This is a genomic window from Brevundimonas sp. UBA7664, assembly GCF_002483305.1.
Taxonomy (GTDB): Bacteria; Pseudomonadota; Alphaproteobacteria; order Caulobacterales; family Caulobacteraceae; genus Brevundimonas.
Map to the genome: position 1 here is coordinate 1 of NZ_DLHQ01000027.1, position 26,193 is coordinate 26,193.

General features: G+C 67.3%; 27 protein-coding genes and 1 rRNA gene (1 of these 28 only partly in view). 20 read left to right on the forward strand and 8 right to left on the reverse strand.

Translation table 11 applies throughout. The annotated features are described in order from the left end of the window. Nucleotides 1-121 precede the first annotated feature (121 nt). From B2742_RS07675 to B2742_RS07740, 14 genes are all read left to right on the forward strand, one after another. Nucleotides 122-277, forward strand: a complete 156-nt coding sequence (locus B2742_RS07675; RefSeq protein WP_292064740.1) for a hypothetical protein — start codon at nucleotides 122-124, stop codon at nucleotides 275-277. Continuing rightward, nucleotides 274-558 carry a hypothetical protein gene (locus B2742_RS07680; RefSeq protein ID WP_292064742.1) on the forward strand — a complete coding sequence of 95 codons (285 nt, stop codon included), beginning with the start codon at nucleotides 274-276 and terminating at the stop codon, nucleotides 556-558. The genes B2742_RS07675 and B2742_RS07680 overlap by 4 nt, the downstream gene beginning before the upstream one ends. Further along, a complete protein-coding gene (locus B2742_RS07685) occupies nucleotides 555-938 on the forward strand; it encodes a M15 family metallopeptidase (protein ID WP_292064743.1) in 384 nt (127 codons plus the stop codon). The genes B2742_RS07680 and B2742_RS07685 overlap by 4 nt, the downstream gene beginning before the upstream one ends. A gap of 303 nt (nucleotides 939-1,241) precedes the next feature. Continuing rightward, on the forward strand, nucleotides 1,242-1,571 hold the full coding sequence (locus B2742_RS07690; RefSeq protein WP_292064745.1) for a hypothetical protein: 330 nt from the start codon (nucleotides 1,242-1,244) through the stop codon (nucleotides 1,569-1,571). Between the two features lie 246 nt (nucleotides 1,572-1,817). Further along, entirely contained in the window at nucleotides 1,818-2,507 is a 690-nt protein-coding gene (locus tag B2742_RS07695) for a flagellin (RefSeq protein WP_292064747.1), read from the forward strand. Between the two features lie 511 nt (nucleotides 2,508-3,018). After that, the gene (locus tag B2742_RS07700) at nucleotides 3,019-3,708 is read left to right on the forward strand and encodes a flagellin (RefSeq protein WP_292064749.1); all 690 of its coding nucleotides are present in this window, start codon (nucleotides 3,019-3,021) and stop codon (nucleotides 3,706-3,708) included. Between the two features lie 115 nt (nucleotides 3,709-3,823). Beyond that, the gene (locus B2742_RS07705; RefSeq protein WP_292064751.1) at nucleotides 3,824-4,513 is read left to right on the forward strand and encodes a flagellin; all 690 of its coding nucleotides are present in this window, start codon (nucleotides 3,824-3,826) and stop codon (nucleotides 4,511-4,513) included. A gap of 225 nt (nucleotides 4,514-4,738) precedes the next feature. Next, nucleotides 4,739-4,894 carry a flagellar protein FlaG gene (locus B2742_RS07710; RefSeq protein WP_292064753.1) on the forward strand — a complete coding sequence of 52 codons (156 nt, stop codon included), beginning with the start codon at nucleotides 4,739-4,741 and terminating at the stop codon, nucleotides 4,892-4,894. 119 nt (nucleotides 4,895-5,013) lie between these two features. Next, complete coding sequence (locus tag B2742_RS07715; RefSeq protein WP_292064755.1) at nucleotides 5,014-5,838, forward strand: flagellin; 825 nt, start codon at nucleotides 5,014-5,016, stop codon at nucleotides 5,836-5,838. Nucleotides 5,839-6,178: 340 nt separating this feature from the next. Beyond that, nucleotides 6,179-8,809 (forward strand): transcriptional regulator, encoded by a 2,631-nt coding sequence (locus B2742_RS07720; RefSeq protein ID WP_292064757.1) that lies wholly within the window; start codon nucleotides 6,179-6,181, stop codon nucleotides 8,807-8,809. A gap of 74 nt (nucleotides 8,810-8,883) precedes the next feature. After that, the gene (locus tag B2742_RS07725; protein ID WP_292064759.1) at nucleotides 8,884-9,552 is read left to right on the forward strand and encodes a hypothetical protein; all 669 of its coding nucleotides are present in this window, start codon (nucleotides 8,884-8,886) and stop codon (nucleotides 9,550-9,552) included. Then, nucleotides 9,552-10,001, forward strand: coding sequence for a hypothetical protein (locus B2742_RS07730; RefSeq protein WP_292064761.1), 450 nt, complete (start codon nucleotides 9,552-9,554; stop codon nucleotides 9,999-10,001). The genes B2742_RS07725 and B2742_RS07730 overlap by 1 nt, the downstream gene beginning before the upstream one ends. A gap of 153 nt (nucleotides 10,002-10,154) precedes the next feature. Next, a complete protein-coding gene (ssb, locus tag B2742_RS07735) occupies nucleotides 10,155-10,634 on the forward strand; it encodes a single-stranded DNA-binding protein (RefSeq protein WP_292064763.1) in 480 nt (159 codons plus the stop codon). 83 nt (nucleotides 10,635-10,717) lie between these two features. Continuing rightward, nucleotides 10,718-11,623, forward strand: a complete 906-nt coding sequence (locus tag B2742_RS07740) for a DMT family transporter (RefSeq protein WP_292064765.1) — start codon at nucleotides 10,718-10,720, stop codon at nucleotides 11,621-11,623. A 63-nt stretch (nucleotides 11,624-11,686) separates the two neighbouring features. Here the strand turns inward: B2742_RS07740 and B2742_RS07745 are convergent, their stop codons facing one another. Then, complete coding sequence (locus B2742_RS07745; RefSeq protein ID WP_292064767.1) at nucleotides 11,687-12,250, reverse strand: DUF3035 domain-containing protein; 564 nt, start codon at nucleotides 12,248-12,250, stop codon at nucleotides 11,687-11,689. Between the two features lie 64 nt (nucleotides 12,251-12,314). Continuing rightward, complete coding sequence (gene lspA, locus B2742_RS07750; RefSeq protein ID WP_292064769.1) at nucleotides 12,315-12,869, reverse strand: signal peptidase II; 555 nt, start codon at nucleotides 12,867-12,869, stop codon at nucleotides 12,315-12,317. A 172-nt stretch (nucleotides 12,870-13,041) separates the two neighbouring features. Here lspA and B2742_RS07755 point away from each other — a divergent pair, with 172 nt between their 5' ends. Beyond that, nucleotides 13,042-14,298, forward strand: a complete 1,257-nt coding sequence (locus B2742_RS07755) for a cation:proton antiporter (protein ID WP_292064770.1) — start codon at nucleotides 13,042-13,044, stop codon at nucleotides 14,296-14,298. Nucleotides 14,299-14,319: 21 nt separating this feature from the next. Here the strand turns inward: B2742_RS07755 and B2742_RS07760 are convergent, their stop codons facing one another. Next, complete coding sequence (locus B2742_RS07760) at nucleotides 14,320-15,111, reverse strand: PhoH family protein (protein WP_292064796.1); 792 nt, start codon at nucleotides 15,109-15,111, stop codon at nucleotides 14,320-14,322. Nucleotides 15,112-15,401: 290 nt separating this feature from the next. Between B2742_RS07760 and B2742_RS07765 the strand changes: the two genes are divergently transcribed. Then, nucleotides 15,402-15,926 carry a gamma carbonic anhydrase family protein gene (locus tag B2742_RS07765; RefSeq protein ID WP_292064772.1) on the forward strand — a complete coding sequence of 175 codons (525 nt, stop codon included), beginning with the start codon at nucleotides 15,402-15,404 and terminating at the stop codon, nucleotides 15,924-15,926. A gap of 10 nt (nucleotides 15,927-15,936) precedes the next feature. On the opposite strand, the gene B2742_RS07770 is transcribed toward B2742_RS07765, so the two are convergent. Beyond that, the gene (locus tag B2742_RS07770; protein WP_292064774.1) at nucleotides 15,937-16,476 is read right to left on the reverse strand and encodes a PAS domain-containing protein; all 540 of its coding nucleotides are present in this window, start codon (nucleotides 16,474-16,476) and stop codon (nucleotides 15,937-15,939) included. Nucleotides 16,477-16,850: 374 nt separating this feature from the next. On the opposite strand from B2742_RS07770, the gene B2742_RS07775 reads away from it, so the two are divergent. Continuing rightward, a complete protein-coding gene (locus B2742_RS07775) occupies nucleotides 16,851-17,501 on the forward strand; it encodes a hypothetical protein (RefSeq protein WP_292064776.1) in 651 nt (216 codons plus the stop codon). A gap of 127 nt (nucleotides 17,502-17,628) precedes the next feature. Here the strand turns inward: B2742_RS07775 and B2742_RS07780 are convergent, their stop codons facing one another. From B2742_RS07780 to hfaA, 4 genes are all read right to left on the reverse strand, one after another. Further along, complete coding sequence (locus tag B2742_RS07780) at nucleotides 17,629-20,481, reverse strand: M16 family metallopeptidase (protein ID WP_292064779.1); 2,853 nt, start codon at nucleotides 20,479-20,481, stop codon at nucleotides 17,629-17,631. Between the two features lie 135 nt (nucleotides 20,482-20,616). After that, a complete protein-coding gene (gene hfaD / locus B2742_RS07785; protein WP_292064783.1) occupies nucleotides 20,617-21,861 on the reverse strand; it encodes a holdfast anchor protein HfaD in 1,245 nt (414 codons plus the stop codon). Beyond that, nucleotides 21,788-22,804: a holdfast anchoring protein HfaB gene (gene hfaB, locus B2742_RS07790; protein WP_292064785.1), complete on the reverse strand. Its 1,017-nt coding sequence runs from the start codon at nucleotides 22,802-22,804 to the stop codon at nucleotides 21,788-21,790. The genes hfaD and hfaB overlap by 74 nt, the downstream gene beginning before the upstream one ends. Continuing rightward, nucleotides 22,801-23,241 (reverse strand): holdfast anchoring protein HfaA, encoded by a 441-nt coding sequence (gene hfaA, locus B2742_RS07795; RefSeq protein WP_292064789.1) that lies wholly within the window; start codon nucleotides 23,239-23,241, stop codon nucleotides 22,801-22,803. Before hfaA ends, hfaB begins: the two co-directional genes overlap by 4 nt. A 197-nt stretch (nucleotides 23,242-23,438) precedes the next feature. Here hfaA and B2742_RS07800 point away from each other — a divergent pair, with 197 nt between their 5' ends. The 3 genes from B2742_RS07800 to B2742_RS07810 form a co-directional block, all read left to right on the forward strand. Beyond that, on the forward strand, nucleotides 23,439-24,062 hold the full coding sequence (locus tag B2742_RS07800) for a rhomboid family intramembrane serine protease (RefSeq protein ID WP_292064792.1): 624 nt from the start codon (nucleotides 23,439-23,441) through the stop codon (nucleotides 24,060-24,062). Between the two features lie 47 nt (nucleotides 24,063-24,109). Then, nucleotides 24,110-24,535 (forward strand): CBS domain-containing protein, encoded by a 426-nt coding sequence (locus B2742_RS07805; RefSeq protein WP_292064794.1) that lies wholly within the window; start codon nucleotides 24,110-24,112, stop codon nucleotides 24,533-24,535. Between the two features lie 816 nt (nucleotides 24,536-25,351). Then, a 16S ribosomal RNA gene (locus B2742_RS07810) occupies nucleotides 25,352-26,193 on the forward strand (it continues 649 nt past the right edge of the window).

Genomic DNA, 26,193 nt, shown 5'->3' on the forward strand with positions numbered 1-26,193 from the left:
CGGCGGGCGGATCCGCAGGCGGCGGAGGCGGCGGCGGCGGAGCGGGGGTGTCGGCGGGCGGAGTCGGCGGCGCTGGCGCGCCCGGCGTCGTCTGGCTGGTGGCGGTCGGATGAGCCGCGCCATGAGCCTTGCCGATGATCGCGCCGACCCGTGGGTGCTGGATGAGGAGGTCTGGGACTGTCCCCGTCGCCTGACCGACGCCGACCTGTTCGCCCATGCCAGCCCCGGCTGGCGCCGCGGCGACGGCGCTCTCGATGACCCGGAGGATGACCGATGACCGCCCCGTCGCTTTCCTCGCCATCAACCTCGCCGGTGCTGGCGGAAGGCCGCTGGCTGTGGCGCAGGCTGTATGTGTTCGCGACCAGCGGCGGCGCCTGGCTGTTGCTCGACCGGCTGATCGCCCTGACGCCGGCGGAAGCCGCGCCGCGGCTGGCGCAGGGGCTGATGGCGCTGCTGGCGCTGATCCTGGTCCTCTATCTGGTGGCGCCGACGGCCCAACAGCTGATCGCGACGCTGGCGATGCTTCGGTCCGGACCGGGCGGAGAGGGCCGGCCATGAGCTTTCGTTTGTCCGAGCGGTCGATGAAGCGGCTCGAGGGGGTTCACCCGCGGCTGGTCGCCCTGGTCAAGGAGTCGGCGGCTCTGAGTCCCGTGGATTTCATGGTCACCGAGGGCTTGCGCACCCCGCAACGGCAGGCGGCGCTGGTCAAGGCGGGGGCGAGCCGGACGTTGCGGTCGCGCCACCTGACCGGGCACGCCGTCGATGTCGCGGCGCTGGTCGAGGGTCAGGTGCGGTGGGACTGGCCGCTGTATCCGCAGATCGCGGCGGCATTCAAGGCCGCTGCGGCGCGTCAGGGGACAGCGATCGTCTGGGGCGGCGACTGGACCCGTCTGAGGGATGGTCCCCATTTCGAGCTGGACCGGCGGGTGTTCCCGTGAGGGCGCCGCCGCTTCCGCGGACCCTGACTGCGCTGGGCTGGACGCTGGTCGTGATGGCGGTTGTGGCGGCTGTCCTGACAGGCCTGCACGGCCTGGGCTTCCGGTGGGACCCGCTCGATCTCGCCGGCCGTCGGTTGCAGTCGACCGAAGCCCGGGCCGCAGCCGCAGGCGCGGACGCCGTGGCGCGGCGTCTCGAGGTCGGGGCGGCCGTGGATCAGGCGCGCCGCCTTGACGAGATTCACCAACAGACTGTCGCGGTCGAACGGTCGACCGCGCGCGCCGCAACACTGGCCAGGAGCGCCCATGACGCCGAAACCCCGCTGGATCCCGATCGCGCCGCTCGCCTTGCTGGGCATGACCGCGAGCTGTGCCGCCTCGCCCCCGTTGTCTGTGGAGCCGCCGCGCCTGACCCTTCCCCGGGCGGCGACGACGCCCTGCGTGCTGGAACGGCTGCCGGAGGCGCCGACCCAGGCGGATCTTGAGATCGCCTATATCGAGCGAGGCGTTCGCCTGATCGCCTGCGAAGGAGCCCGGGCGCTGGCGGTCGACACCCTGCTGGCCGAGCGCGCGTTGCAGGATCAGTGGCGCCGCGAGAACCCGGCCCCGCGCCGAGCGGCGATCTGGCCCTGGTAGGCTTCGCGAGGTCTCAAGGCTCGGACCGGCACGAGCTGCCGACCACCCGGCAAGACCTGCCCGGCCCGGCATGTTCTGCCCAGAGAGTCGGGATGTCAGGCGGACGAAAACGCAGTAAAATCAATGGTCTGTGCGCATGAGGGAGCGACTGGCCCGTGGCTTCGTCCTTGCTCAGTGAAATCCCGAGCAGAACGCTCCTGACCGCCAAAATGGCGTCAGACATGTCGAAGACAAAGGACAGCCAAAATGGCTAACAGCATCAATACGAACGTCGGCGCCATGGTTGCGCTGCAAAACCTGAACGCGACGGGCCGCGACCTGAAGGTCACGCAGGACCGCGTCAGCACCGGCCTGAAGGTCGGTTCCGCCAAGGACAATGGCGCGATCTGGGCCATCGCCCAGAACCAAAAAGCCAACATGCAGGTGCTGAACGCGACGCGAAATGCGTTGCAGCGGACCCAGTCCGTGAACGACGTGGGTCTGGCCGCCGGCGACACCATCATGGACGCCCTGCGTCAGATGAAGGAACTCGCTGCCGGTCCGGTCAGCACCGCCCGCGATGCCGACCTCAACGCCCTGAAAGCCGAAGTGGCCGCGGCCAAGGCGGCGGCGGTGTTCGACGGCACGGACGCCCTGGCGTCCCTGACGATGACCTTCGTCGCTACCCCGACCGCACTTGAAATCGATACGGCCATGACGGCCGCTATCGGCGCCCTTCAGACGCTCGGCACCTCGGCCAAGTCGACGGAGCGGTCGCTGACTTTCAACGACAAGCTCCAGGACGCCCTGGAATCGGGCATCGGCAATCTGGTCGACGCCGACCTGGCCAAGGAAAGCGCCCGCCTGACGGCTCTGCAGACCAAGCAGCAACTGGGCGTGCAGGCGCTGTCGATCGCCAACCAGTCGGGCTCCATCCTGCTCGGCCTGTTCCGCTAAGAGCGCCGGGACAGAGGCGGGGCGCCAGCAGTCTCGCCTCACTGGCTGGATCTTCGTCCAGCTTTCAATCTGGTGACCAAAACAAAGGGCCCCTCTCGCGGGGCCCTTTGCCTATGGTGGTGTGGCCTCAGCCTGGGTGAACGGGCCAGGCGACAATCGGGCGAGCGGCAACGCGAGGGCAGAGTCCCGGCCTGATGCGGCTCCGGGCGACGGCCTTGCGCGGTATGCGGGACGGCCGCCGCGAAGCTGAACCGGGACAACCGCAGACCCGCAGACTGATGCGGCATCCGGCACAACCTGCCGACAACCCGGCAAGTTCTGCCTGAAGCCCGGCAAAGTCTGCCGGGTGAGCAACGTGATGAACAAGAACTAACGTAACAAAATCAACGGTCGCCGGTCTGGCATGGGGCAGGGGCGGGTGGCTCCGTCCTTGCTTGTTCCCATGCGGGCAGAATGCTCCCGGCAGCCAAAACGGCGTCGGACATGTCGAAGACAAAAAAGGACAGCCAAAATGGCTAACAGCATCAACACGAATGTCGGCGCTCTCGTTGCGCTGCAGAACCTGAACCAGACGAGCCGCGAACTCGCCGTCACGCAAAACCGCGTGAACACCGGCCAGAAGGTTTCGTCGGCCAAGGACAACGGGGCCATCTGGGCCACCGCCCAAAACCAAAAAGCCAACATGCAGGTGCTCAACACCACCCGCAACACGCTGCAGCGGACCCAGTCGATCAATGACGTGGGTCTGGCGGCCGGCGACACCATCATGGACGCCCTGCGTCAGATGAAGGAACTCGCCGCCGGTCCGGCAAGCACGGCTCGCGATGCCGATCTGGCCGCCCTGAGAACGGAAGTCGTCGCCGCCAAGGCCGCGGCCTCGTTTGACGGCACTGACGCGCTTAGCGGCCTGACGCTGACCATCAGCGCCGCGCCGACCGCTGGCGAGATCAACGCCGATCTCGCCTCGGCGATCTCCGCCCTGCAGACCCTCGGCACTTCGTCCAAGTCGACCGAGCGTTCGCTGGCATTCAACGACAAGCTCCAGGACGCCCTGGAAGCCGGTATCGGCAACCTCGTCGACGCCGACCTGGCCAAGGAAAGCGCCCGCCTGACGGCTCTGCAGACCAAGCAGCAGCTCGGCGTGCAGGCGCTGTCGATCGCCAACCAGTCGAGCTCCATCCTGCTCGGCCTGTTCCGCTAATACCGGGGAAGGGGACGGGGCCGCTCGCGGCTCCGTCCGTTTCGCCAATCCCTGAGCAGAATGCTCCCGGCAGCCAAAATGGCGTCGGAAATGTCGAAGACAAAAGGACTATCCCATGGCTAACAGCATCAACACGAACGTCGGCGCTCTCGTTGCGCTGCAGAACCTGAACCAGACGAGCCGCGATCTGGCTGTCACGCAAAACCGCGTGAACACCGGCCAGAAGGTTTCGTCGGCCAAGGACAATGGCGCGATCTGGGCCACCGCCCAGAACCAGAAAGCCAACATGCAGGTGCTCAACACCACCCGCAACACGCTGCAGCGGACCCAGTCCGTGAACGACGTGGGTCTGGCTGCCGGCGACACCATCATGGACGCCCTGCGTCAGATGAAGGAACTCGCTGCCGGTCCGGTCAGCACCGCCCGCGATGCCGACCTCAACGCCCTGAAAGCCGAAGTTGCGGCGGCCAAGGCGGCGGCGGTGTTCGATGGCACGGACGCCCTGGCGTCCCTGACCATGACCTTCGCCGCTACCCCGACCGCACTGGAAGTCGACACGGCCATGACGGCCGCGATTGGCGCGCTGCAGACCCTCGGCACCTCGTCCAAGTCGACGGAGCGTTCGCTGGCCTTCAACGACAAGCTCCAGGACGCCCTGGAAGCCGGCATCGGCAACCTCGTCGACGCCGACCTGGCCAAGGAAAGCGCCCGCCTGACGGCTCTGCAGACCAAGCAGCAGCTCGGCGTGCAGGCGCTGTCGATCGCCAACCAGTCGAGCTCCATCCTGCTCGGCCTGTTCCGTTAAAAAAACAGGGAAGGAGGCGGAGCCGCACGCGGCTCCGCCTCTCTTTCCGCGCGCACGTAACCGGGAGACGCCGGTCTAGTCGCCGGCGTTCAGGAGATGAATGCAGATGCAACCATAAGGGCGATCCCGGCTGTCACAGCCGACAAATCGCTCCCGTCCGGAGCTGACGACGAAGCCAATTCCAGAGCCGCCGCAGACGCAGAACGCCAGGCCCGCTACCGACTGGTGATCGAACAGGGCCCCCGCTCGGGGTCCTTCGTCTACAAGACCCTGGACCGGGAAACCGGGGAAGTCGTCCGTCAACTGCCGAGCGAAGAAGTCCTCAAGCTGAGGCAGAGTGACGACTACGGCGCGGGCGCGGTGATCAACACCACCGTCTGAGAGGCCGTTCCATCCTGACTGACGCCGGGCCGCGACAGCGCGCCCGGACATAATGCGTTAACCATACGCTCACGACTCGCTGAATAGGTTGTGCCGGTACCAATCCAGGGGCGAGAGCCATGTCCAATAGCGTCCACTCCAACGCCTCCGCGCTCGTCGCGCTGCAAAACCTCAATCAGATCAATGATCGGATGGCGGCGACGCAGAACCGGATCAGCACCGGGCTGAAGGTTGAGGGCGCCAAGGACAACTCTGCGATCTGGGCCATCGCCCAGAACCAGCGGGCCGATCTCGGCGCGCTCGAGGCGGTCAAGACCAGCCTGGACCGCGCCACCTCGCTGGCGGACGTGACCCTGGCGGCCGGCGAGTCGATTTCCGACCTGATAATCCAGATGCGCCAGAAAGCTGTCGCTGCCTCCGATCCGTCCCAGACCCCCGAGTCGCGGGCCGCCTACAACGACGATTTCCAGAGCCTGGTGCGTTCGGTGCAGCAGTTCGCCGACAGCGCGTCTTTCGACGGCGTGAACCTGCTGGACAACTCCGAGGCGGCGCCGCTGGCCTTCCTCGCCAATGTGGACGCGGTCGACACCATCACCATCGACCCCCAGGATCTGACCGAGGCGGGTCTCGGTCTCGATACCGAGGATCTGCTGACGGAGGCCGATGCGACGACGGCGCTCGCGGCCATCGATCTGGCCCTTGCGACGGTCAACACCGCCATGGCGTCACTGGGCGCGCAAGCCAAGCAGATCGAGACCCACAACACCTTTGTCACCAAGCTGATGGATTCGCTTGAGACCGGCATCGGCAAGCTGGTCGATGCCGATCTGGCGAAGGAAAGCGCGCGCCTTCAGGCGCTGCAAGTGCAGCAGCAGCTCGGGGTGCAGGCCCTGTCGATCGCCAACCAGGCGCCGCAGATGATCCTGTCGCTGTTCCGGACCTAGGCCGGACGGCGGACGCCGGCGGGGCCGATCTGGATGGCGGCGGGCCGTCGCCGGGTGCCGCTTCTCCCAAATCCGTACAGCGAAAGCAGTGATATCAAGGCATTGACGAAGGCGGTCTTCACAGCGTCCTCCTCATCCGGCGCGCCGTAAACGGGCGCGTCAGATCATTGTTCCCTGAGTCGCGTTCAAAGTCGCTCCGCAGCCTGACGTTAAGGGCCCGTTACGGTTGGCCCTTCACAGTGGCCGGCGGGAGCCGTCTGTGATCAACAACAGCTATCTACTGGGACTGTATGGCGCGTCGTCGGACACGATGTCCGCGCTCGCGAGCGCCTCTTCGAGCGTGACGACCCGCAAAGCCCAGCCGACCGCACCCTGGGTCAAGGACGCCACGGCTTCCGAAGCCAGCGCCGTCGTTCGCGCCGCGCTTTCTGGCCGCCGGTTGATCAACGAATCCGCCGCCCAACTCGATGTCGCCGGAGCCTCTTCCGACTACCGGAAACTGTTCGCCCTCTATCAGGGGCTCAGTTCCCTTTCAGCCCTGGCGTCCCGTGCCGACGACCGGGGCGTTGGAACCAGTGAGGCGGCCCTGATCCGCAAGCGGTTTGATGCGGGCCTGACGGAGGTCAGCGACTACCTGCGAACGTCCGAATTCGCCGACTTGCGCATGATCCAGGGCGTTTCGACCACGACAGCCAAGACGTCCGCGGCCGTGGCCAGGGACGCGACGCGGATCGTCACCGGAGCGGTTCATGAGGGCTCGCTGACGTCGGCGGCGGACAAGTTCGCGGGCGACGTTGCGTTCGACATCACCATCTCGACCATCAATGGAGACAAGCTCGTCTCGATCGATCTGGCCGATATGGGAGCGGAGACCCGCACGCTCGACAACGTCATCGCCCATATCAATGGCAAGCTGGAGGCTGCGGAGGTCGCAACCCGGTTCAGCCGGGAAAATGTCACCGGCGAACCCCGCACCATCAAGGTCGGGACAAAGACCGTCACGCTGCCGGCGAGGGCGGATCAGTGGGCGCTGGTGATCCAGGGCACAAACGTGGAGACGGTGCGGTTCGATGCGGCGGCGAAATCGGACGCCGTCTATGTCGTCCAGGCGGCGGGCGCCGACGGCCGTGCCGAGCTGTTGAAATTCCAGAGCGACGGAGGGTCCGCGCCGGAGCCCACGCAACCCGGCGGACAAACCGGCTGGGTGGCCGGGCGCGCCGCCCAGACGGCCCTGCCCAAGGGGGTTGAAGCCGTTCGGGCCAGTGCGGTCGCGGCGGACGGCTCGCTGTGGATGGTCGCCGACATTGAGGCCGCGCCCGGAGAGCAGCCGATCAAGGGCGAGCGCGACGTCGCCCTGATGAAGTTCGACACATCCGGCCGCCTTGTGGCGACCCGGATGCTCGGCGCCGCGGATCAGGCCAGCGGCTACGCCATAGCGATCGCCGCGGACGGGCGCGTCGCCGTGGCCGGTTCGGTGACGGGCGCCCTCGAGCCGGGCGCGAAGGTGACTGACCCCGCGTTGTCGGACAGCTTCGTCACCGTCTTCGACGGAGCCGGCGAGGCGTTGTGGACGCAGCGGCGCGGCGCCCGGGCGGCGGACGAGGCCACGAGCGTCGCCTTCGGCGCCGACGGTGTGGTCTATGTCGCCGGCCGTTCGAAATCGTCCATGCCGGCCGCCACCGCCCTTGGCGGCTGGGACGGCTACCTCCAGGGATTTACGGCGACCCAGACCCACAGTCTGGCGCCGTTCACGGCGGCCGCGACCTCGATCAACCAGTTCGGAACGGCCGGCGACGACAGCGTCAAGGCGATGACGGTCGAGGGTTCGTCGATCTACACCGCCGGGGTCGAGGACGGTCGCGTGGTGGTGCGCCACTACACGCCGGGCGACGGCGGGGTTCCGGCGCTCGCGGCGACGCGGGATCTGGGGGCCGCCAACGGCGATGTGACCGGGATCGCCGTTTCGGGCGGCCGGGTGATTCTGAGCGGAACGACGCGCAATCCGACGCTGGACATCAGTGCGGTGAATACCGCCCATTCGGGCGGCGCCGATGCCTGGGTCGCCGCCCTGGAAGCAGACCTGTCGGTCAGCGCGGCCGACCGGCTGACCTATGTCGGGGGCGTCGGCGACGACAGCGTCGCGGACGTCAAGGTGCACGACGGCAAGGTCTGGCTCACAGGCCTCGCCGATCGGCCGACGGACGCGGGGGAGGAGGATCCGAGGGAGGGTTATCTCACCCGGCTCGATCCGCTGACCGGGGTGATCGAGTGGACCCGGACTTGGCCCGGGGCCGGGCAGCAGGCGTCGCCCATGAGCCTCGCCGTCGCCAGCGGGGGCGCCAGCGTGTTGGATCGCCTCGGCCTGCCCCAAGGTCTGGTTTCAACCGGCGACTCCAAGAATCTGACGGACGTGACGGCCCTGCGGCCGGGCGACCGGTTTTACGTGTCGCCCGCTGACGGAAGTCGGGCCAGAGCCGTGACCATCGACGCGAGGGACACGCTCCAGACGCTCGCCCGAAAGATCGAACAGGCGTCCTTCGGCCAGTTGACCGTCACAGTCGTGGTGGATCCGCTGAAGCCCGGTGAGACCGCGCTTCTGTCCGGGGGTCGTTTGCAGCGTCTGTCGATCACGCCCCGGTCCGGACGTGAGGGAGCGGTGCTGTCCAGCGGCGAGTCCGGTCGCGACGCCCTGGCGGGGCTTGGCCTGTCCCCGGGGATTGTCGCACCGAAGGCCGGCGCCGACGATCTCAAGGTCTTTGCGCTGAATCTGCCTTCGACCCTGTCGGTCGCCGGAACCGACGCGATCAAGTCGACGACCGATGTGCTGACGGCCGCCATGAAGGCCATCCGCGACGCTTACCGCGCCCTGTCGCCGGCGGCCAGGACGCCGGTCATCACCGGCACGGCCCCCGCCTACCTGACGGCGCAGCTGGCCAACTACCAGGCCGCGCTCGCCCGCCTCGGCGGATAGGTTCCACAGACGAAGATCGTTGACGTCGAAGCCCCGGGCAGGGTTATTGGAGCCTTCTTCCGCGCGAGCCCTTCATGCCCCAGGACAATCGTCTTCTCATCGCCATCGGCGCCGGCCTCGCGGTCGTCGCGGCCGTGGTGATCGCCCTGGTCGTCAGCGGCGGCCGTGACCGGGATCCGGCTCCGCCGCCGGCGGCGCAAGGGGGGCTGACCGTCGATGTCGCCGATGCGCCCGAACTGAACACCACGCGCGAGCTGCGCTGTTTCGTCGATGGCCAGTTCATCGGCATGGCGACGCTGACCGACTGCGCGCGGCGCAACGGGCTGGCCACCGACGCCCTAGATGTCGGCATTGACGAGACCGGCGCCCTGGCCGCGGCGCCGACCGCCGCCTTCGCCCCGCCGCCCAGCGCGCCCCCCGTCGAGCTGACCGAGGCGGAGTTGCCGCCGCTGGTCGACCAGCAGCCGGTCGAGCCCTCGGCCCCGCCCGCCGCCGCCGGCGCCGCCTGCCTGCGCCACACCGGATCGGACTGGCGGTCCCTGTCGTCGAACATGGGCCTGAACGCCTGCGTTCAGGCCCTGTATTCCGGCACCTGCGTGCGGCCGGGCGAGGCCTTGTATGGCCGCTGGGGCGACCTGACCCTCAGGCTCGTGCCCCGCCGGGTGGAGCAATCATCGGACAACAGCCGATTCCGCACCCTCGCCGAGCAGGATCGCAGTTGCCGCTTCCCGGGGCTACGCTGATGAGGTTCACGGTCATTGCGGTTCTGGGCGCCGGCGCGCTGGCGCTCGCGGCCTGCGAGAAATCCATCGAGGCTCCGTTCGACCAGGGCGTCTGCTATGCGGTCGAGGTCGGCGCCGAGGGCGAGGCTCCGCGCTTCAACAAGGTCGCGGACAACCAGCCGCAGATCGAGTTCTGCGCCGCGCGGCTGGAAGAGGTGCGGCTGCGGTTCCTGCGCCTGGGCGGCAACCGTCAGGAGATCATCGGCTCCTACCAGGGCCAGTTCATCTTCATCGACCGCGGGGGCGTGTGGCTTTCGAAGAGCCTGACCGGCGGACGGTTCAACGCCATGGCCCGAACCGGCGACGGTCGTCTGGCCATGCCGGGGGCGATCCAGCGGGCCATCGACGGCACCCCGATCGCCGTATCATCCAACCCCGAGCCGGATCCGACGGCGCCTCCGGCGCCCTAGACGGATTAGAACAAACGTGGAACAACGCGTTCCTGTGGATGGCGGCGACAAACCGGACCCGCAGGGGCCGAAAGCGCGCTAGGCCCGGACAACAGGCAATCGGCTCCGAACAGCGCGAAGCGCGACGGGCCAGAACGAAGAAGGAGCTCGGCGATGGCGGGCAGCGTCAACAAGGTCATTCTGGTCGGCAACCTGGGCAAGGACCCGGAGATCCGCACCCTCAACTCGGGCGAACGGGTGGCCAACCTGTCCCTCGCCACGTCGGAACAGTGGCGCGACAAGGCCACCGGCGAGCGCAAGGAAAAGACCGAGTGGCACCGGGTGGTCATCTTCAACGAGAACATCGTCAAGGTGGCCGAGAACTATCTGAAGAAGGGCTCGACCGTTTACATCGAGGGCTCGCTGCAGACCCGGAAATACGAGCAGGCCGGCGTTGAGAAATACACCACCGAGATCGTGCTGCAGAAATTCCGCGGCGAGCTGACCATGCTGGGCGGGCGCAGTGACAGCGCCGGCGGCGGGGCCCCGCGCGGGGGCGACGACGACTATTCCTCGGGCTTCTCGACCGGCGGGGCCAACAAGCCCAGCGGCCCCAAGGAAAGCTACGACCTGAACGACGACATTCCGTTCTAGGCGGATCGGTCGGCCACATTCCGAAATGCAAAGTGTCGCCGCGCGCGCTCGCGCGCGGCGACCACCCGGGCTAAGCCGGGTGGGTGACCACTCCCGACAAGCCGCACAGCCCGCTCTCTCCGGTCGAGATCCTCGCCATCATCGCCATTGTGGTGATCTGGGGCGTCAATAACGCCGCCGCGAAACAGGCCACGGAAACCCTCCCGCCGCTGCTGACCGGCGCCCTGCGATTCGCCATCGCCGCGGCCTGTCTGATTCCGTTCGTGCGGCCGCCGTTTCCCAATTGGAAAAGCCTGCTGATCATCGTCGGCCTCGGCGGCCCGATCCACTATGGCCTGATCTATCTCGCCTTCTGGCTGGCCCAGGACGTCAGCCCGGTCTCCGTGGCGGCGCAGCTGTGGGTGCCGTTCACGGCCCTGTTCGCCTTCCTGCTGCTCGGCGAGCGACTGTCGCGTTTCGCCCTGGCGGGCATGGGCGTGGCCTTCCTCGGCGTGGTCTGGATGACGATGGACGCCCACGCCCTCGCCGACTGGAAGGCCATCTTGGTCGGCATCGGGGCGGCCGCGGCCTGGGGCCTGACCACGGTGATCGCACGGCGGACGACCTCGATCCCGCCGCTGAAGATGCAGGGGCTGCTGTCGTTGGTCGCCCTGCCGACGCTGGCCTTCGCCTCGGCGGTCTTCGAGCGGGGACAGTGGGAGGCGGTCCAACGCGCCGACGCCCTGGTCTGGGCCTGCGTGGTCTGGGCCGGTCTGGTGTCGTCGGTGCTGGCGACGACCCTGGTGTTCTGGCTGGTTCAGAAGCGCGAGGCGGGGCGGGTAACGCCCTATCTGCTGGCTACGCCGGTGGTCTCCATCCTGATAGGCTGGGGGCTGATGGACGACGTGCTCACGCCGCAGATTCTGGTCGGGGCGGCCCTGACCATGGGCGGGGTCGCCATCGTGGCCTTGGCCGAGCGAGGCCTGAGAGCCGGCGCGGCCAAGGCCTGATCCGGACATGAAAAGGCCCGGACGCTTTCGCGGCCGGGCCCTCGCAACAGATCGATCCCGGACCTAGAGGCCGGGGAGTTTGAAGCCGGTGTCGCGGCGCGGCGCGATGGTGATGCCAGTGCGACCGCCGGTCAGGGCCTGGACGCGGGCGTGTTCGCTCGCGGCATCGACGCTGACGGCGCCGTCGGCGGTCTGGATCGAGGTCGGGGCCTGGGTCGCGGCGTCGTCGCGGCGCCAGAACATGATGCGGTTGGCCCAGCTCTCTTCCTTGTGCGCCAGGTCGCCGAACTCGTCGTCCACCACATAGCGGGCAAGGGGGTCGGCGCGGTCGCCGCCGGCCTGGGCGACCAGCTGCTGCTCGCCGGGCGAACGGGTCACGGCCTGGCGCTGGCCGAGGAGAATCTGGCGGGCGGCGGATTCGGGGGCCAGCTCCTGCGGGCGCGGCTGGCCCGGCGCCGGCGGGCGCAGGCCATACTCCGGCGGCACGGTCAGCGGGGCGGTGGACACCGTCAGGAATTCGTCGGGCGTGATCTTGGACAGGCCGATGCCCTGCTGGACGCTCGAACAGGCGCCGAGCGCGAGCATCGAGGTGGTGAGGGTCAGGACGGCGGCGGTACGGAGACGCATGTTTGATATCTCGGTGCGGGGCGCTGGAACGGGCGCGCGCGTAAACCCTACAGGAAGCGGCTGATTACGACTTTTCGGCGGCGAGGCCAACCTTGGCTTCCTGCTCCGCTCGCACGCTGTCGAGGATCAGCAGGATGACGCCGACGCAGATGGCGCTGTCGGCGACGTTGAAGATCCACGGGAAGTTGATCTTCAGGTTGGCGAGGAAGCCCGGGAGGAAACCCGGCAGGTAGAAATGGGGGCCGGAGATGTCGAGGAAATCGACGACATAGCCGAAGCGGATGCGGTCGATCACATTGCCGAGCGCGCCGCCCATGACCAGGCCGATCGCGGAGATCAGCAGACGACGGTCCGCCCTTAGCGCCCACCAGCCCAGGATGCCGGCGACGGCGACCTGGAAGGCGGTGAGCATCCACCGCGCCGAGCCATCGCCGAACAGGCCGAAGCTGACGCCCCGGTTCTCGACCCAGGTCAGGTTGAACAGCGGCGGCCAGACCGGAATGTGCCCCAGCTCGCGCAGGTCTAGGCCGCCCATCATCCAGGCCTTGGTCAGCTGGTCGATGACGATGACGACGAGGGCGAAGCCGTAGGCGGCGTAGGCGATGCGGGGGATTTTCATTCGGGTCGCTGAAATGTGAAGGGGGTCCGGTTAGCAGCCCCCGCCGCGCGCGCGAAGGGGCAATCGTGTCACGGGGCCGCGGCGGCGCATGCTTGCTTGCCCGGACCCGGTCCAGGCCCCATCTAGGATCACTTCCGACGCCAACTCCCCCGCCCACATCCGAGGAGCGCCGATGCCGCATGCCGACAGCCTGATTCTGACCCTGGTCGGCGGCTTCGTTCTGGCCTTTCTGTTCGGCATGCTGGCCAACCGGCTGAGGCTGTCGCCGCTGGTCGGTTATCTGGTCGCCGGGATCGCCGTCGGACCGCACACGATCGGCTATGTGGCCGACGCCGAACTGGCGCCGCAACTGGCGGAGATCGGGGTCATCCTGCTGATGTTCGGCGTGGGCCTGCATTTTTCGCTGGCCGATCTGATGAAGGTGCGGAAGATCGCGATTCCGGGCGCCCTGTTCCAGATCGCCGCGGCGACGGTGCTGGGCTGGGGGCTGGGCCGGCTGATGGGCATGAGCGACCTGGAGGCGACCCTCACGGGGTTCGCCCTGTCGGTCGCATCGACCGTGGTGCTGTTGCGGGCTCTGGAAGACCGAAAACAGGTCAAGGGCCAGATCGGGCGACTGGCCATGGGCTGGTTGATCGTTGAGGATCTGGTGATTGTCATCGCCCTGGTCATCCTGCCGCTGCTGGTCATCCAGCCAGGCGAGACCCTGGACGGGATGGCGCTGGCCCGGTCGATCGGCTGGACACTGTTGAAGGTGGCCGGCTTCGTCGGCGTGATGCTGGTCGTCGGCCCCCGGCTGCTGCCCTGGCTGCTGATCCGGATCGCTCACACGCGATCGCGCGAGCTTTTCACCCTCGGGGTGCTGGCCATCGCCCTCGGCATCGCCTGGATCGCCTACCAGCTGTTCCATTCCTTCGCCCTGGGCGCCTTCCTGGCCGGCCTGGTGCTGAACAGCTCGCCGCTCGGGCACAATGCGGCCGAGCGGTCCCTGCCGCTGCGCGACGCCTTCGCGGTGCTGTTCTTCGTCTCGGTCGGCATGCTGTTCGACCCGTCCATCCTGATCCGCGAGCCGCTGGCGGTGCTGGGGGTGCTGGGGATCGTCATCGTCGGCAAGTCGATCGCGGCGCTGGCGATCACGACGGCCTTCAAGCTGGACAGGGCGACCAGCCTGACCGTCGCCGCCGCCCTCGCCCAGATCGGCGAGTTCTCGTTCATCCTGGCGGCGCTGAGCGTCCAGCTGGGCGGCATGCGGCAGGAGACGCATGACCTGATCCTCGCCGCGGCCCTGCTCTCGATCTCGCTGAACCCGTTCGTCTTCGCCCTGATCGACCGGATGGGGGCGCGGCCGAAGCCGCCGTTGGGCGGCTCGGACGAGGCCCTGGCGCTGGCCGAAGAAAAGGCCGCCGCCGTGAATCCGGCGACGGCCTGATCTGTCAGACGTCGAAAGGCGTCAGAGGACGCCGATCATCGAGGCGACCAGCGGATGGCGGACGATGTCCTGTTCGGCCAGACGCACCACGGCGATGTCGGGCACGGGCTCCAGTCGCTGGGCGACATCCGTGAGGCCGGAGATGCCGGGCAGGAGGTCCGACTGCTGCGGGTCGCCGGTGACCACCATGGTCGAATGCCAGCCCAGCCGGGTCAGCAGCATCTTGAGCTGGACGTAGGTGCAGTTCTGGGCCTCGTCGACGACGATGAAGGCGTTGTTGAGCGTCCGGCCGCGCATATAGCCGATCGGAGCGATCTCGATCAGGCCCTCGGCCATCAACGCCTTGACCCGCTTCATGCTGAGCCGGTCCGACAGGGCGTCGTAGAGCGGCCGGAGATAGGGGGCCAGCTTGTCCTCCATGTCGCCGGGCAGGAAGCCGATCGACTCACCGGCCTCGACGGCGGGGCGCGACAGGACGATGCGACCGATCTTGCCGGCCTCGAGCGCTTCCACGGCCTTGGCGACGGCGAGGTAGGTCTTGCCGGTCCCCGCCGGCCCCAGGGCCAGCACAAGGTTGTGATTGTCGATCGCGGTCATCAGCTCGGCCTGGCCTTCCGACTTGGGCTTGAGCGTCTTCAGATAGGCCTGGTCGCGGTCGTCGTTGGATGGATAGGGCGACCAGCCGGCGTGGGTTGGAAGCCGACGTACCTTGGAGTCCTCCATGAACTGACGGGAATCGAGCACGCCGTGTTCACGGGATGTCTCGCGGGTCTGACGCTTGATGGCCGCACGCTTGGTCATGGACGCCTCCAGGGCATGAAAAAAGGCGATGCCGGAACAGCATCGCCTCGAACGAACACAGGGAAGAGAGAGACAGGGGACGCGACGCATCCGCCCGGGTCGGAAGAAGGGTCAACTTCCAGCGGAATCATCCGCCGAACCGAGCGCACCACGCACATTCCCCGAGGTCTGACCGGACCGGGCTTGATCCGGCTTCCAATCCGGGGCCGAAATGGCGGCCTCGAATCGCATCTACATGATGAGCCTAACGTGGTTTACGAGAGCTTAAAGCCCTCGATTTGTTGAGAAATGGCGGTGTTCTGATGAATGTTTACAGCCTCGGCGACAAGAAACCGCAGCTTCCGCCGGAGGGCGAATACTGGCTGGCGCCGAACGCAACGCTCATAGGAGACGTGATTCTCAAACCGGGCGCCAGCGTCTGGTTCGGCACCGTCGTGCGGGGCGACAACGATCCGATCACCATCGGCCGCGACACCAATATCCAGGACGGCAGCGTGCTGCATTCCGATCCCGGCGAACCCCTGACCATCGGCGACGGGGTGACGGTCGGGCATATGGTGATGCTGCACAGCTGCGAGATCGGCGACAACACCCTGATCGGCATCGGCACGGTGGTGCTGGGCCGTGCGAAGATCGGGAAGAACTGCCTGATCGGGGCCAACACCCTGATCACCGAAGGGAAGGTCATTCCCGATGGGTCACTGGTCATGGGCCAGCCGGGCAAGGTGGTGCGGGAACTGGAGCCGGGCCAGATCGAGGCCCTGAAGGCCTCGGCCGCCCACTATGTCCAGAACTGGAAGCGGTATGCGCGGGACTTGAAGGCCTGAGGTTGCAAGTTCAGGCGATGCGACGGCCGCCCACGGCCGCGAGCGCCAGCAGTGGGCGGGCGGCTTCGCCCACGCCGATGGAGACCCGGGCGGTCAACAGCCGGGGTTCGTCGGCGGCGAGGCTGAGCGTGGCCACGGGGGCGTAGAGGCCGAGAACCCGATCCACGGCGCCCGACGGCCCTCGCAGCGGCGCAAGAACGATCTCGATCTGGGCCGACAGGGCGCCGGCGAGGGCCGCGATCACCACGGGCCGGGCCTCGCGCACCGTCTGGGTCATGGCCGCGGCCACCAGGGGGCGGGACGCGGTGCGCCACACCGACAACAGGGCGCGATCCTTCAGCGGTTCGCCGTGGAAGCTCTCGATCCAGGTCCCGGCCAGACGGATGACGGCGTCATCGCCGTCGCGTTTTGCGATGAAGACGCGCGGCAGACGCAGGCCCAGGGCGTCGGGCTCAAGGGCGGCGCGGTCGGGAATCCCGGCGCGCACGGCTCCCCGGCGGGACAGACCCGTCCAGTGGTCGATCAGGAATTGCGTGTCAGGATGAAACATCGCTCTGGCCTCTGACCGAAACGACGCAAGGCCCGCGCCCTGGCGGGCAAGGTGCGGAAGGCAACGGAAATGAAAGGCTTTTGCGGTTGAGATGCAGGCTGGAGCGGCCCGCGCCTGACGCGGACCGCACAGACTTAACTGGAGGTCGGCCCATGAGGGTGCGGATCATGACATGGCTGCCGGCGCTGGCAGGGTTCTTCACCCTGATGGCGTTTGCGGACACGGCGGCGGCCCAGTGCGGCCCCGTGTGCCCTCCGCCGCCGCCGCCGTGCTGCGAACCGCCGCCTCCGCCGCCCCCGCCGCCCCCGTGCTGCGAGGCCCCGCCCCCGCCTCCGTGCTGCGGCGGCGGTGGAAATCTGAACGTCAACGTCAATGTGAATGCCAACGCCAATGCGAACGCCAACGCCGCAGCGCGGGCGGGCCTGAATGCGCGCGCCGGCGGAAGCGTGTACGTCGGCGGCGGCGGATCTGCCTATGTGACGGTTGATCAGCCCTATCCCACCACGATCAGCGGCCTGAACGTCGAGGGTGCTCTCGTGCGTCAGGTCATTCGCGTGCCCTATGAGGCCCGGCGGCGTTGGGAGAAGCGGGTGGTCATCCGCGCCTTCTGCATCGACGACCGCAATGTGCCGCACCCAGCCTCGCAGGTGCGGCCCGACCGTGATGTCGACAGCAGCTATGAGGGCGAGTTGTACCGCTGCCTGGCCGGCACCTGGCTGCAGATTTCCTGGTCGGAGTATACGGGCGACGTCGACTTCGGTCACGGCGAGACGATGGATTGCCGCAAGGGCGAGGCGCTGTGGCACGGCCGCGGCGGCCAGATCGAATGCAAACCCCAGCGCGCCGAACGCGAATGCAACGAGCGTTCGCTGCTGCGTCGCTACGGCGCCGGGGTGAAGATCCTGGTCTGGGTTCGCGAGGAAACCTACACCGAGTACCGCGAGGAAGTGGTCGAACAGGCTGGCTATGCCGTTCAGGGCGCGGTGATCACCCTGGATGGCGGCGTCGGCGGCCGGGTATTCTGACGGCCGAGTGAACACCGGCGTTCAGCCGCGGGTCAGCCGCGGCGGCCCATGGTGCGACCGTCGGCTCCGTCGACAATCCTGAGAAGCAAACTGGCCCCGATCCGCAAGGACCGGGGCCTTTTCTTTGCTAGTCGGCGGCGGCGTTGGTCGAGATGACCGTGGCCCGCCAAGCCGTGTCGGCCTTCAGATACTGTCGGGACATGCTCTGGATATCCGCAGGGGTGACCGCCTCAAGGTCGCTGACGTGGGTCAGGATCTGTTCGATGTCGTCGGGTCTGGAGGCGACGTCGCCGAGCTGGCCGAGCCAGTATTCATTGCCGGCCTGGCTGCGGCGCAGGGCCTCGATCGCGGGGAGGCGCGCGCGGTTCAGCTCGTCCTCCGAGATCGGCTCGTCGCGGAGCTTCGCGGTGATGGCGTCGACGGCCGCGTAGAAGGCGGTCAGCTTGTCGGCCGCCGTCTCGCCCCGGACCACGATGGAGCCGTAGCCGGGGAAGACGTCGGATGCGCTCGAGCCCACGCCCGGACCATAGGCCAGGGCCTGGCGTTCACGGATTTCCTCAAGGACCCGCAGGTTCAGCACCGCGGAGAGGATGCTGATCCGGCGCGCTTCGGTGCGGTCGGCGACAGCGTCGGTGGTCGGCCAGGCGATATAGGCCAGAGCCTGTTCGGCCGGCCCGTTGTGGGTCAGGCGCACGGGTTCGGCCGTGGGGGCGGGGAAGCGGCGTTGATCCGAACCGGCCAGAGGCGTCGCGTCCGGCCCGCGCGCGGGCAGGGCGGCGAAGGTCGAGGCGATGCTGGCGATCGCGTCGTCGACCGTCACATCCCCGACCATGACCACGTCGATCGGGCCGGTCGACAGGCCGCGTGTGACCGCGGCGGCCATATCCTCAATGGTCCAGCCGGCGATCTCGGTCGCCGTCGGCAAGGCTTCGCGCTTGTCGCCGTCGGCCAGCAGCTCCGAGGCGTAGAGCCCGAACGCACCCCCCGGGGTGGCCGTCTGCTGGGCGATGATTTGCGGGAAGAAGGCCTTGATCTGCTCGAACGGCGCGGCGCGCAGGCCTGGATCGGTCAGATAGGCGGCCAGCACCTGGGTCTGAAGCTGAAGATCCTCGGGACGGGTCGCGCCCGACAGGACATAGCTGTCGCCTTCGATCGCGAAGCCGGCGGAATAGATGCGGCCGTTCAGGACCCGGCTCATCTCATCGGCGGATAGCCGGACGAGCCCGCCGGCGGTGAAGACCAGCGGCGCCAGGCCCTGGGGGTCGATACGGTCGGCCGGCAGGCCCAGCTCGCCGATGCCGGTGCGCACGCTGATCAGGATCTGTTCGTCGCGGAAGTCGGTCGGCTTGACGGTCAGCCGCACCCCGTTGGCGAAGGTGACGACCGTGGCCCCGACCGCCGACAGTTCGGTCCGGCTGCGGACCGCGCCGGGTGCGCCGAAGTCGGCGTAGGGCCATTCCAGTTCGGCCTGTGCGGCCGGCGGCGTGACCGAAACCAGGCGGGAGGCTTCCAGGGCGGCCGTGACCGCCGCCTCGCCGCCTTCGATTTCGACGGGGGTGACCACCAGGGCCAAGGGGCCCTCGCCCGCGAAGACCGAGGGCAGGGTCTGGTTGACCTCGGCGGCGGTCAGCCCCTCGACCGATGCGTTGAACATCTCGAGCGCCGTCTGGGGGGTGTTGAACACGGTCCGCCCGTTCACGGCCCCGACCAGCGCCGTGGCCAGGTTGGGCGTGTTGCGGGTCGCGGCGCCGGCGACGGCGTTCTCCAGCCCCGCACGGCCGCCGGTGATCTCGCGCTGCAGCTCGGCCTCCGAGATGCCGAACTGGATCAGCCGGCGCTGTTCCTGCTCGATCGACTCAAGGGCCCGCTTCCATTCTCCGGGATTGAACCGCGCCGAAACCGAAGCCGAGGCGAAGCTTTCGGCCAGCTCGCCTTCGCCGCCCGAGGCATTGATGAAGGGCGGGTTGTCGGAGCGCGCGAGTTCGCCGAGGCGGCGGTTCAGGACGGCCACGCCAAGGTACCGGACCAGATTATCATGCCGTTCGGCCACGCTGTCCGGATCGCTGTCGGGCGCGCGGATGTAGGCCAGCTCGATGGACGACTGGACTCCGGGCTCGACCAGGATGCGGGTCTCGGGCTCCCGGGGCGCGACGACGCCAAGGTCAGGATCCGGGCCGGCCGGACCGGTCGGCCGCCAGCTTTCGAACGCGGCGCGGACCCTGGCTTCCATGGCGTCGACATCGAAATCGCCGACGGCGATGAAGGTCGCGCGCTCGGGGCGGTAATAGCCCTGGTAGAACTCCACGAAACGGTCGCGCGGCGCGGTGCGGATAATGTCCAGGTCGCCGATCGGCAGGCGGTTGGAAATGCGTTGTCCGGGCGCGAACAGACCCAGCTGGGCCTTGATGCTGCGCAGGCCCGGCGTGTTGCGAAGACGCTCCTCGCCGACGATGACGTTGCGCTCGGCCTCGACGGCGTCGGCGGCCATGAGCGCCTCGGACACCTGCTCCCGCATGATCCGCAGCGAGTCGTCGACCGTGCCGTCCTCTGCGTTCGGCAGCTCCAGGATGTACACCGTCTCGTCGAAGCCGGTGTAGGCGTTGGTGTCGGCGCCGAACCTGAGGCCACGGCGTTCGAGGATGCGCAGCAGCTCGTTCTCCGGGATGTTGGTCGTTCCGTTGAAGGCCATGTGCTCCATGAAATGGGCCAGACCCAGCTGGTCCTCGTTCTCCATCAGCGAGCCGGCGTCGATGCGCAGGCGGAAGGACGCCTGGCCGGGCGGGGTGGCGTTGCGCATGATCGCGTACTGCATGCCGTTGGGCAGAACGCCGAACCGGGCGGCGGGGTCGGCCGGAATGTCGCTGGCGGCGTGGGCCCAGGGATCCGACGGCTGGACCTGCGCCTGCGCGAGGGCTGGAGCGGCGGTGGTCAGGACGGCGACGGAAGCCGCGGCAAGCAGGAACAGACGAACGGAACGCATGGACGGTCTCTTTCCGGGAAGCGCGGGTCCCGGATCGGGGTCGCGCCGGACAACAGGAAGGACCGCGATACGCCGACCGCCAACGCCCCACGCAACCCTTCGATGACCCCGCAGGGCCCCTCAAGTTACGGAAGTTTAATGTGAAGGGCTCGAAACATAGAAGCTTGCGGCGTTGCCGACCGCATTGGCCCCGGTGATGACGGAGCGGTTCGAGCCCGCGACGGCTGTATTGGCGACCGCCGACACATCGCCCGAGTTGGTCTGGGTGTTGCGGGCTTCCAGATACCCCTCGCATTCCGAGCAGGCGAAGCCGGTGACATTGTTGCCCACGGCCTCGGCGCCCACCGCGACGTCATAGCCATTCGTGCCCGAGAAGGTCGCGACGACGTCCACCCCGCCGGAATTGAACTGGGTGTTGTCGATCTCGACATAGATGTCGTTGTTGCCGACGGACACTTCATTGGCGACGCCGCGGGCCTGGGCCTGGGCCCGGCCGTAGTCATAGGCGGTGGTCAGGGCGGAGGCGCGGACGAAGCTGGTGTTGTTCTGGTCAACGGCGGTCACCACCGAGCCGCCCTCATTGTACAGCACGGCCTGGTTGCCGGAGGCGCGGGCGCGCGAGGCCAGGTCCCAGGCGTTGCCGGCGTTCGCGCTGGCCTCTGCCTCGACGAAGTCGCCGGTCGAGCGCTGGACGATCGACAGATCCTGGCCCGAGGTCGCGTTGCTGTTCACCGCGACGGCGTTGACGATGGCCTCGCTGTTCACGCTGCCGGTGGCGGGGATGTACTGGCTCTCGACGCGGCCGAACGACCGGACCACGGCCGAGGAGGACTGATCGATCGTCCCCTGGAGGGCCGAGGCCTGACCCGCGAGGGCGACGGTGTTGGAAATGGCCGAGGCGTTGACCGCCACGCCGCCATGCAGCCGGGCGTCGCTGTCGCCGACCTCCGTCGTGGCGCTGACCACGTCGCCCGTGTTGGACTGGGTCGCATCGACGGTCAGATCGGCGTTGTAGGCGCTGACGGCCAGATAGTTGCCACCGGCCTGGGAGGCGGCGTTGACGGCGCCCCAGGTCTCGCCGCCCAGGGTGATGTTCGTCGTGGCGACGGCATTGCCTCTCATGTCCTGATCGGACTGGACGGTGATCGAGCCGTTTTCGACCGCGCCCGAGGCGCTGTTGCCCTGGGCCGAGGTCTCGACCGTCACCTGGTCCTGGGAATCGACCACGTTCAGCGTCTGGCCGGCGAGGACGTCGCCCAGCTGCAGCTGTTGGTTCAGGACGATCGTGCCGTCCTGCGCGGCGGCCTCAGTAGCGGCTGCGGCGCACAGCACCGTCGCGGCGATCGTGCCAGCGAGACGGATCAGCGCGGGTTTCGCCATTGTTCGTCTCCGTGTTGGGGTAGGCCGGATAGAAGCCGCCGGTGGGGCCGACCGGTCCGCCCAGCGGATCGGGGCCGGCGGACAGGCAGACCTCCGGACCGGGCGCGCCGTAAAGATTGGCCATGAACTCGACCGTGGCCCGCTCGATCAGGGCGCGCACCGCCAGCTGGACCGGCTCAAGCCCGCCTTCGCCGGCCGAGATGTCGAAGACATTGCCGTCAAGGAAGTCGAACACCCCGGCCGAGATCTCACGGCCGATGATCTGCTTCTGGTAGGAGACGACATCGACCACCTCGAGCGAGGTGGTCTGGACCAGCCGCAGGTCGATGGCGATGTTCATGACATAGGACTTGCCCGCGAAGGCTGCGGACAGGGGCGTCTGGCTGGTCGCCTGGCCGGCCGCCATGTCGAAGCCGCCTGAACGGATGTTGTAGTTCACCTCGGTGATGCCGCCGATGATGTAGAAATCCGTGCCGGGCACCGAACCTGCGAGGATACGGCGGTACTGGACGTCGTCCGCGCCGCCGGGACCGTCGTCGCCGATCAGGCGATTGTTGGCGTAGCGCAGCTCCATCTCGGAGACCGAGGTGTCGTAGCGTTCGGTGATGCGCGCGCCGGACTTGGCCAGGGCCGTCATGGCCATCAGGGACGCGCCGCCGGTGACCTGACGGCCGCCGTCCGCCGAGACCGTGCCGGTATAGTCGGCGATCCGGCCCACGGCGATGCGCGGGGAGGGCAGGTTATACCGCCGGGCGTAGTCGGCCATGCAGTAGAGGGCGGCGGAATAGGGGGTCGGATTGGCCGTCACCGGCGCATCGCCGATGGGGGTGGCGTACAAGCCCTGCGGCCCGGCCGAGGCGGAGATGCAGCCGCTCAGCAGGGCGGCGACCGCGCAGGCGGCCGCAGCGACCTTCAGGCGCCGACCAGTCTGGCCGCTGATCATGGAAGCCTCAATGTGCCGTTCAGGCTGGTTCCGGCGGTGACGTCGCCGTTGTTGACCTGGCTGGAGTTGACGATGACCGTGTTGTGATTGCCCTGGACCACCACATTCAGGCTGTTGCCGATGGCGGTGGAGCCGCCGATGGCCGTGCCGCCGGTCCCGCCCGCGCCGGAGTAGCTGGAAGACACTCCGCCGGTGGCGCTGGAATAGGCGCTGGCTCCGGCCTGGATGATGCCGTCGACGATCAGCCGGTTGCCGTTCGCGTCCCGGGTCGACCCGGTCTGGGAGCGAGCCGTGGCGTAGCGGGCGCCGCCGTAGCCGGACTGGTAGGCGCCCGCGCCCGACGATCCCGCGGACTGCGCCGCGGCCACGGCAGGCAGGGCGAGCATCGCGGCGGCGACCACAACGAGGGCTGGCAGGACCTTGATCTGAACGGTCATGGCGGGCGACTCCACGCAAACATGGTTTACGGGCCGGCAAGGACCCTTCGTGCCAATCTGGGTCATGGTTATTAAGAACCACTTGCCAGAGTGCCGGTCGGTCGCCATTTCGCCGATCCGATTCGAAAGTAATTCCACTGCCCGACCGTCCGTCAGAGCCCGCTCTTCGCATCCCGTGGCAGACCTTGACGCTGGGATTGCTGATCGCCGCCGCCTATGCCGCGCAGCTGGGCTACGGCGGCGGGTCGCCGGAGCCAGCCGCCGCCTGGCTGGGCCTGGCGCCGCGCGCGCTGTGGAGCGGGGGCGGCAGCGGCCTGCTCACCTATGTCTTTCTGAACGGGAGCCTGGCGGCGACCGCGCTGGCGGTGGCCCTGACCCTGGTCCTGGGGACGCCCTTCGCGCGGCGCATGCCCGGCCTGACCGGCTTTCTGGGCTTGCTGACCTTCTTCTTCCTGTGCGGCGCCGCGGGCGGGCTGGCCTTCGCGGCCTTCTCGCCGGAAAGCCATGACGTCCTGATCGGCTCTTCGGCGGCGGTGTCCGGTCTTCTGGCCGCCGCCGTGCGCACGGCCGGCGGGCGGCGCGGGGTGGCTCCGCTGACCAGCCCGCTGCTGCTCGCGATCGGTGGGGTCTGGCTGGTCGCCAATGCGGCCGCGGCGTTCACCGACGTTCTGGGGCGCAGCGCCTTCAGCGAATACGGCTGGCAAGCGCATATCGGCGGCTTCCTGGCCGGCGCCCTTCTGGTGGGACCCTGGACCCGGCTGTTCGGAGAACGGATCCCGCCATTTGATTCGCCGCCCGAACTGCGCGACGCTGATTCCTGAAGCGGGCCGTCCGCGGCCGCGCTCTGTATAGAGAGGAAGGAGCCGCGATGCTGGTCGCCGAAATTCTCAAGGACAAGGGCGACGCCGTCTACGCCATCGGACCAGATCTGCCGTTGGCGGACGCCTGTTCCGAGCTGGACCGGTTGCGCGTGGGGGCCCTGATGGTCTGCGACGCCGACAAGGTCGTGGGGGTGCTGTCCGAAAGGGATGTGGTCAAGGCGGTGGCCCGCGATGGCCAGGCGGCGCTGACCCGTCCGGTCTCGGCCTATATGACGGCCGAGGTCGTCTTCGCCGCCCCGGGCGAGACGGTGGCGATTCTGATGGGGCGCATGACCGATCGCCGTATCAGGCACCTGCCGGTGCTGCGCGACGGGCGACTGGCGGGCGTGATCTCGATCGGCGACGTGGTCAAATGCCAGATCGCGGAAGCCACCCAGGAAGCGGAATCCCTGCGTACATATATTGCGGGGTAGGGCAGGCCCAATTCCTGCCACGGTCCGGCGACCGCGACTCCGCGAGAAAGTTCGTGAATCCGACGGATTCCGGTTGCGGACAAATCGGGCGCTGCGTATATCGCCGCCTCGCTCGGAAACGGGCCGGCCGCCGGGGCCACGGAGACGAAAGCCTCCAGGGTTCCTCGGGAAGAAAGTCGCGAAAGCGGGTTGCTTCCTTAAGGGTGTTCGGTTAGGTTCCGCGCTCCAATCGAATCGTCGGTAACGAAACAGAGGCAAGCCTCTCGGGCTTTCCAGACGGTTTTTTGCGGCCTGAAGTCTTCGGATTTCAATCTCCACAAAATGGCTGAAAAGCCCGGTTGACACGGAGAATGGCTCTCTCTAGACAGCCGCCTCCGCCGCCCTCCGGGGCGGGTTCGCAGACAGGGGTTCTTCTTTAAAAAGAACCACTTGACGCGGAAAAATGAGACGCTAAACAGCGCCTCCCTCGCCTCCGGGCGGGACTACTGGAAAGAGGTTCTTCTTCGGAATAACCGCTTGACACGGAATACCGAGGCGACTACATCGCCGCCTCCGCCGTCACCGGGCGTTAAACGGTGGGGCCGGTTCTCCGGCTTCTACGGTCTTTGAAATCGTTGATCTGGAAAGAGAAACGCAGGCGGCGGTGTCCTAGCGATAGTCCTTCGGGACTGTCTATCGACACTGACATCTGCGGTCTTTTTGAAAAGACACCATGACGTCGCTCTTCGGAGAGGCGTTCGTGGGATCTCGTCAATAATACGTAGAACTAATGCCAAATCGGATTTCGGTCCGATCTGCTTAGGTCAGAAGTCAACTCAACCTGAGAGTTTGATCCTGGCTCAGAGCGAACGCTGGCGGCAGGCCTAACACATGCAAGTCGAACGGACCCTTCGGGGTTAGTGGCGGACGGGTGAGTAACACGTGGGAACGTGCCTTTAGGTTCGGAATAGCTCCTGGAAACGGGTGGTAATGCCGAATGTGCCCTTCGGGGGAAAGATTTATCGCCTTTAGAGCGGCCCGCGTCTGATTAGCTAGTTGGTGGGGTAATGGCCCACCAAGGCTACGATCAGTAGCTGGTCTGAGAGGATGACCAGCCACATTGGGACTGAGACACGGCCCAAACTCCTACGGGAGGCAGCAGTGGGGAATCTTGCGCAATGGGCGAAAGCCTGACGCAGCCATGCCGCGTGTATGATGAAGGTCTTAGGATTGTAAAATACTTTCACCGGTGAAGATAATGACTGTAGCCGGAGAAGAAGCCCCGGCTAACTTCGTGCCAGCAGCCGCGGTAATACGAAGGGGGCTAGCGTTGCTCGGAATTACTGGGCGTAAAGGGAGCGTAGGCGGACATTTAAGTCAGAGGTGAAATCCCGGAGCTTAACTTCGGAACTGCCTTTGATACTGGGTGTCTTGAGTGTGAGAGAGGTATGTGGAACTCCGAGTGTAGAGGTGAAATTCGTAGATATTCGGAAGAACACCAGTGGCGAAGGCGACATACTGGCTCATTACTGACGCTGAGGCTCGAAAGCGTGGGGAGCAAACAGGATTAGATACCCTGGTAGTCCACGCCGTAAACGATGATTGCTAGTTGTCGGGAAGCTTGCTTCTCGGTGACGCAGCTAACGCATTAAGCAATCCGCCTGGGGAGTACGGTCGCA

Bases quoted from the DNA above. Each gene is read 5' to 3' on its own strand.
- B2742_RS07675 (WP_292064740.1), top strand. From the start codon at position 122: ATGAGCCTTGCCGATGATCGCGCCGACCCGTGGGTGCTGGATGAGGAG.
- B2742_RS07680 (WP_292064742.1), top strand. From the start codon at position 274: ATGACCGCCCCGTCGCTTTCCTCGCCATCAACCTCGCCGGTGCTGGCG.
- B2742_RS07685 (WP_292064743.1), top strand. From the start codon at position 555: ATGAGCTTTCGTTTGTCCGAGCGGTCGATGAAGCGGCTCGAGGGGGTT.
- B2742_RS07690 (WP_292064745.1), top strand. From the start codon at position 1,242: ATGACGCCGAAACCCCGCTGGATCCCGATCGCGCCGCTCGCCTTGCTG.
- B2742_RS07695 (WP_292064747.1), top strand. From the start codon at position 1,818: ATGGCTAACAGCATCAATACGAACGTCGGCGCCATGGTTGCGCTGCAA.
- B2742_RS07700 (WP_292064749.1), top strand. From the start codon at position 3,019: ATGGCTAACAGCATCAACACGAATGTCGGCGCTCTCGTTGCGCTGCAG.
- B2742_RS07705 (WP_292064751.1), top strand. From the start codon at position 3,824: ATGGCTAACAGCATCAACACGAACGTCGGCGCTCTCGTTGCGCTGCAG.
- B2742_RS07715 (WP_292064755.1), top strand. From the start codon at position 5,014: ATGTCCAATAGCGTCCACTCCAACGCCTCCGCGCTCGTCGCGCTGCAA.
- B2742_RS07725 (WP_292064759.1), top strand. From the start codon at position 8,884: ATGCCCCAGGACAATCGTCTTCTCATCGCCATCGGCGCCGGCCTCGCG.
- B2742_RS07730 (WP_292064761.1), top strand. From the start codon at position 9,552: ATGAGGTTCACGGTCATTGCGGTTCTGGGCGCCGGCGCGCTGGCGCTC.
- ssb (WP_292064763.1), top strand. From the start codon at position 10,155: ATGGCGGGCAGCGTCAACAAGGTCATTCTGGTCGGCAACCTGGGCAAG.
- B2742_RS07745 (WP_292064767.1), bottom strand. From the start codon at position 12,250: ATGCGTCTCCGTACCGCCGCCGTCCTGACCCTCACCACCTCGATGCTC.
- lspA (WP_292064769.1), bottom strand. From the start codon at position 12,869: ATGAAAATCCCCCGCATCGCCTACGCCGCCTACGGCTTCGCCCTCGTC.
- B2742_RS07755 (WP_292064770.1), top strand. From the start codon at position 13,042: ATGCCGCATGCCGACAGCCTGATTCTGACCCTGGTCGGCGGCTTCGTT.
- B2742_RS07765 (WP_292064772.1), top strand. From the start codon at position 15,402: ATGAATGTTTACAGCCTCGGCGACAAGAAACCGCAGCTTCCGCCGGAG.
- B2742_RS07770 (WP_292064774.1), bottom strand. From the start codon at position 16,476: ATGTTTCATCCTGACACGCAATTCCTGATCGACCACTGGACGGGTCTG.
- B2742_RS07780 (WP_292064779.1), bottom strand. From the start codon at position 20,481: ATGCGTTCCGTTCGTCTGTTCCTGCTTGCCGCGGCTTCCGTCGCCGTC.
- hfaD (WP_292064783.1), bottom strand. From the start codon at position 21,861: ATGGCGAAACCCGCGCTGATCCGTCTCGCTGGCACGATCGCCGCGACG.
- hfaB (WP_292064785.1), bottom strand. From the start codon at position 22,804: ATGATCAGCGGCCAGACTGGTCGGCGCCTGAAGGTCGCTGCGGCCGCC.
- hfaA (WP_292064789.1), bottom strand. From the start codon at position 23,241: ATGACCGTTCAGATCAAGGTCCTGCCAGCCCTCGTTGTGGTCGCCGCC.
- B2742_RS07805 (WP_292064794.1), top strand. From the start codon at position 24,110: ATGCTGGTCGCCGAAATTCTCAAGGACAAGGGCGACGCCGTCTACGCC.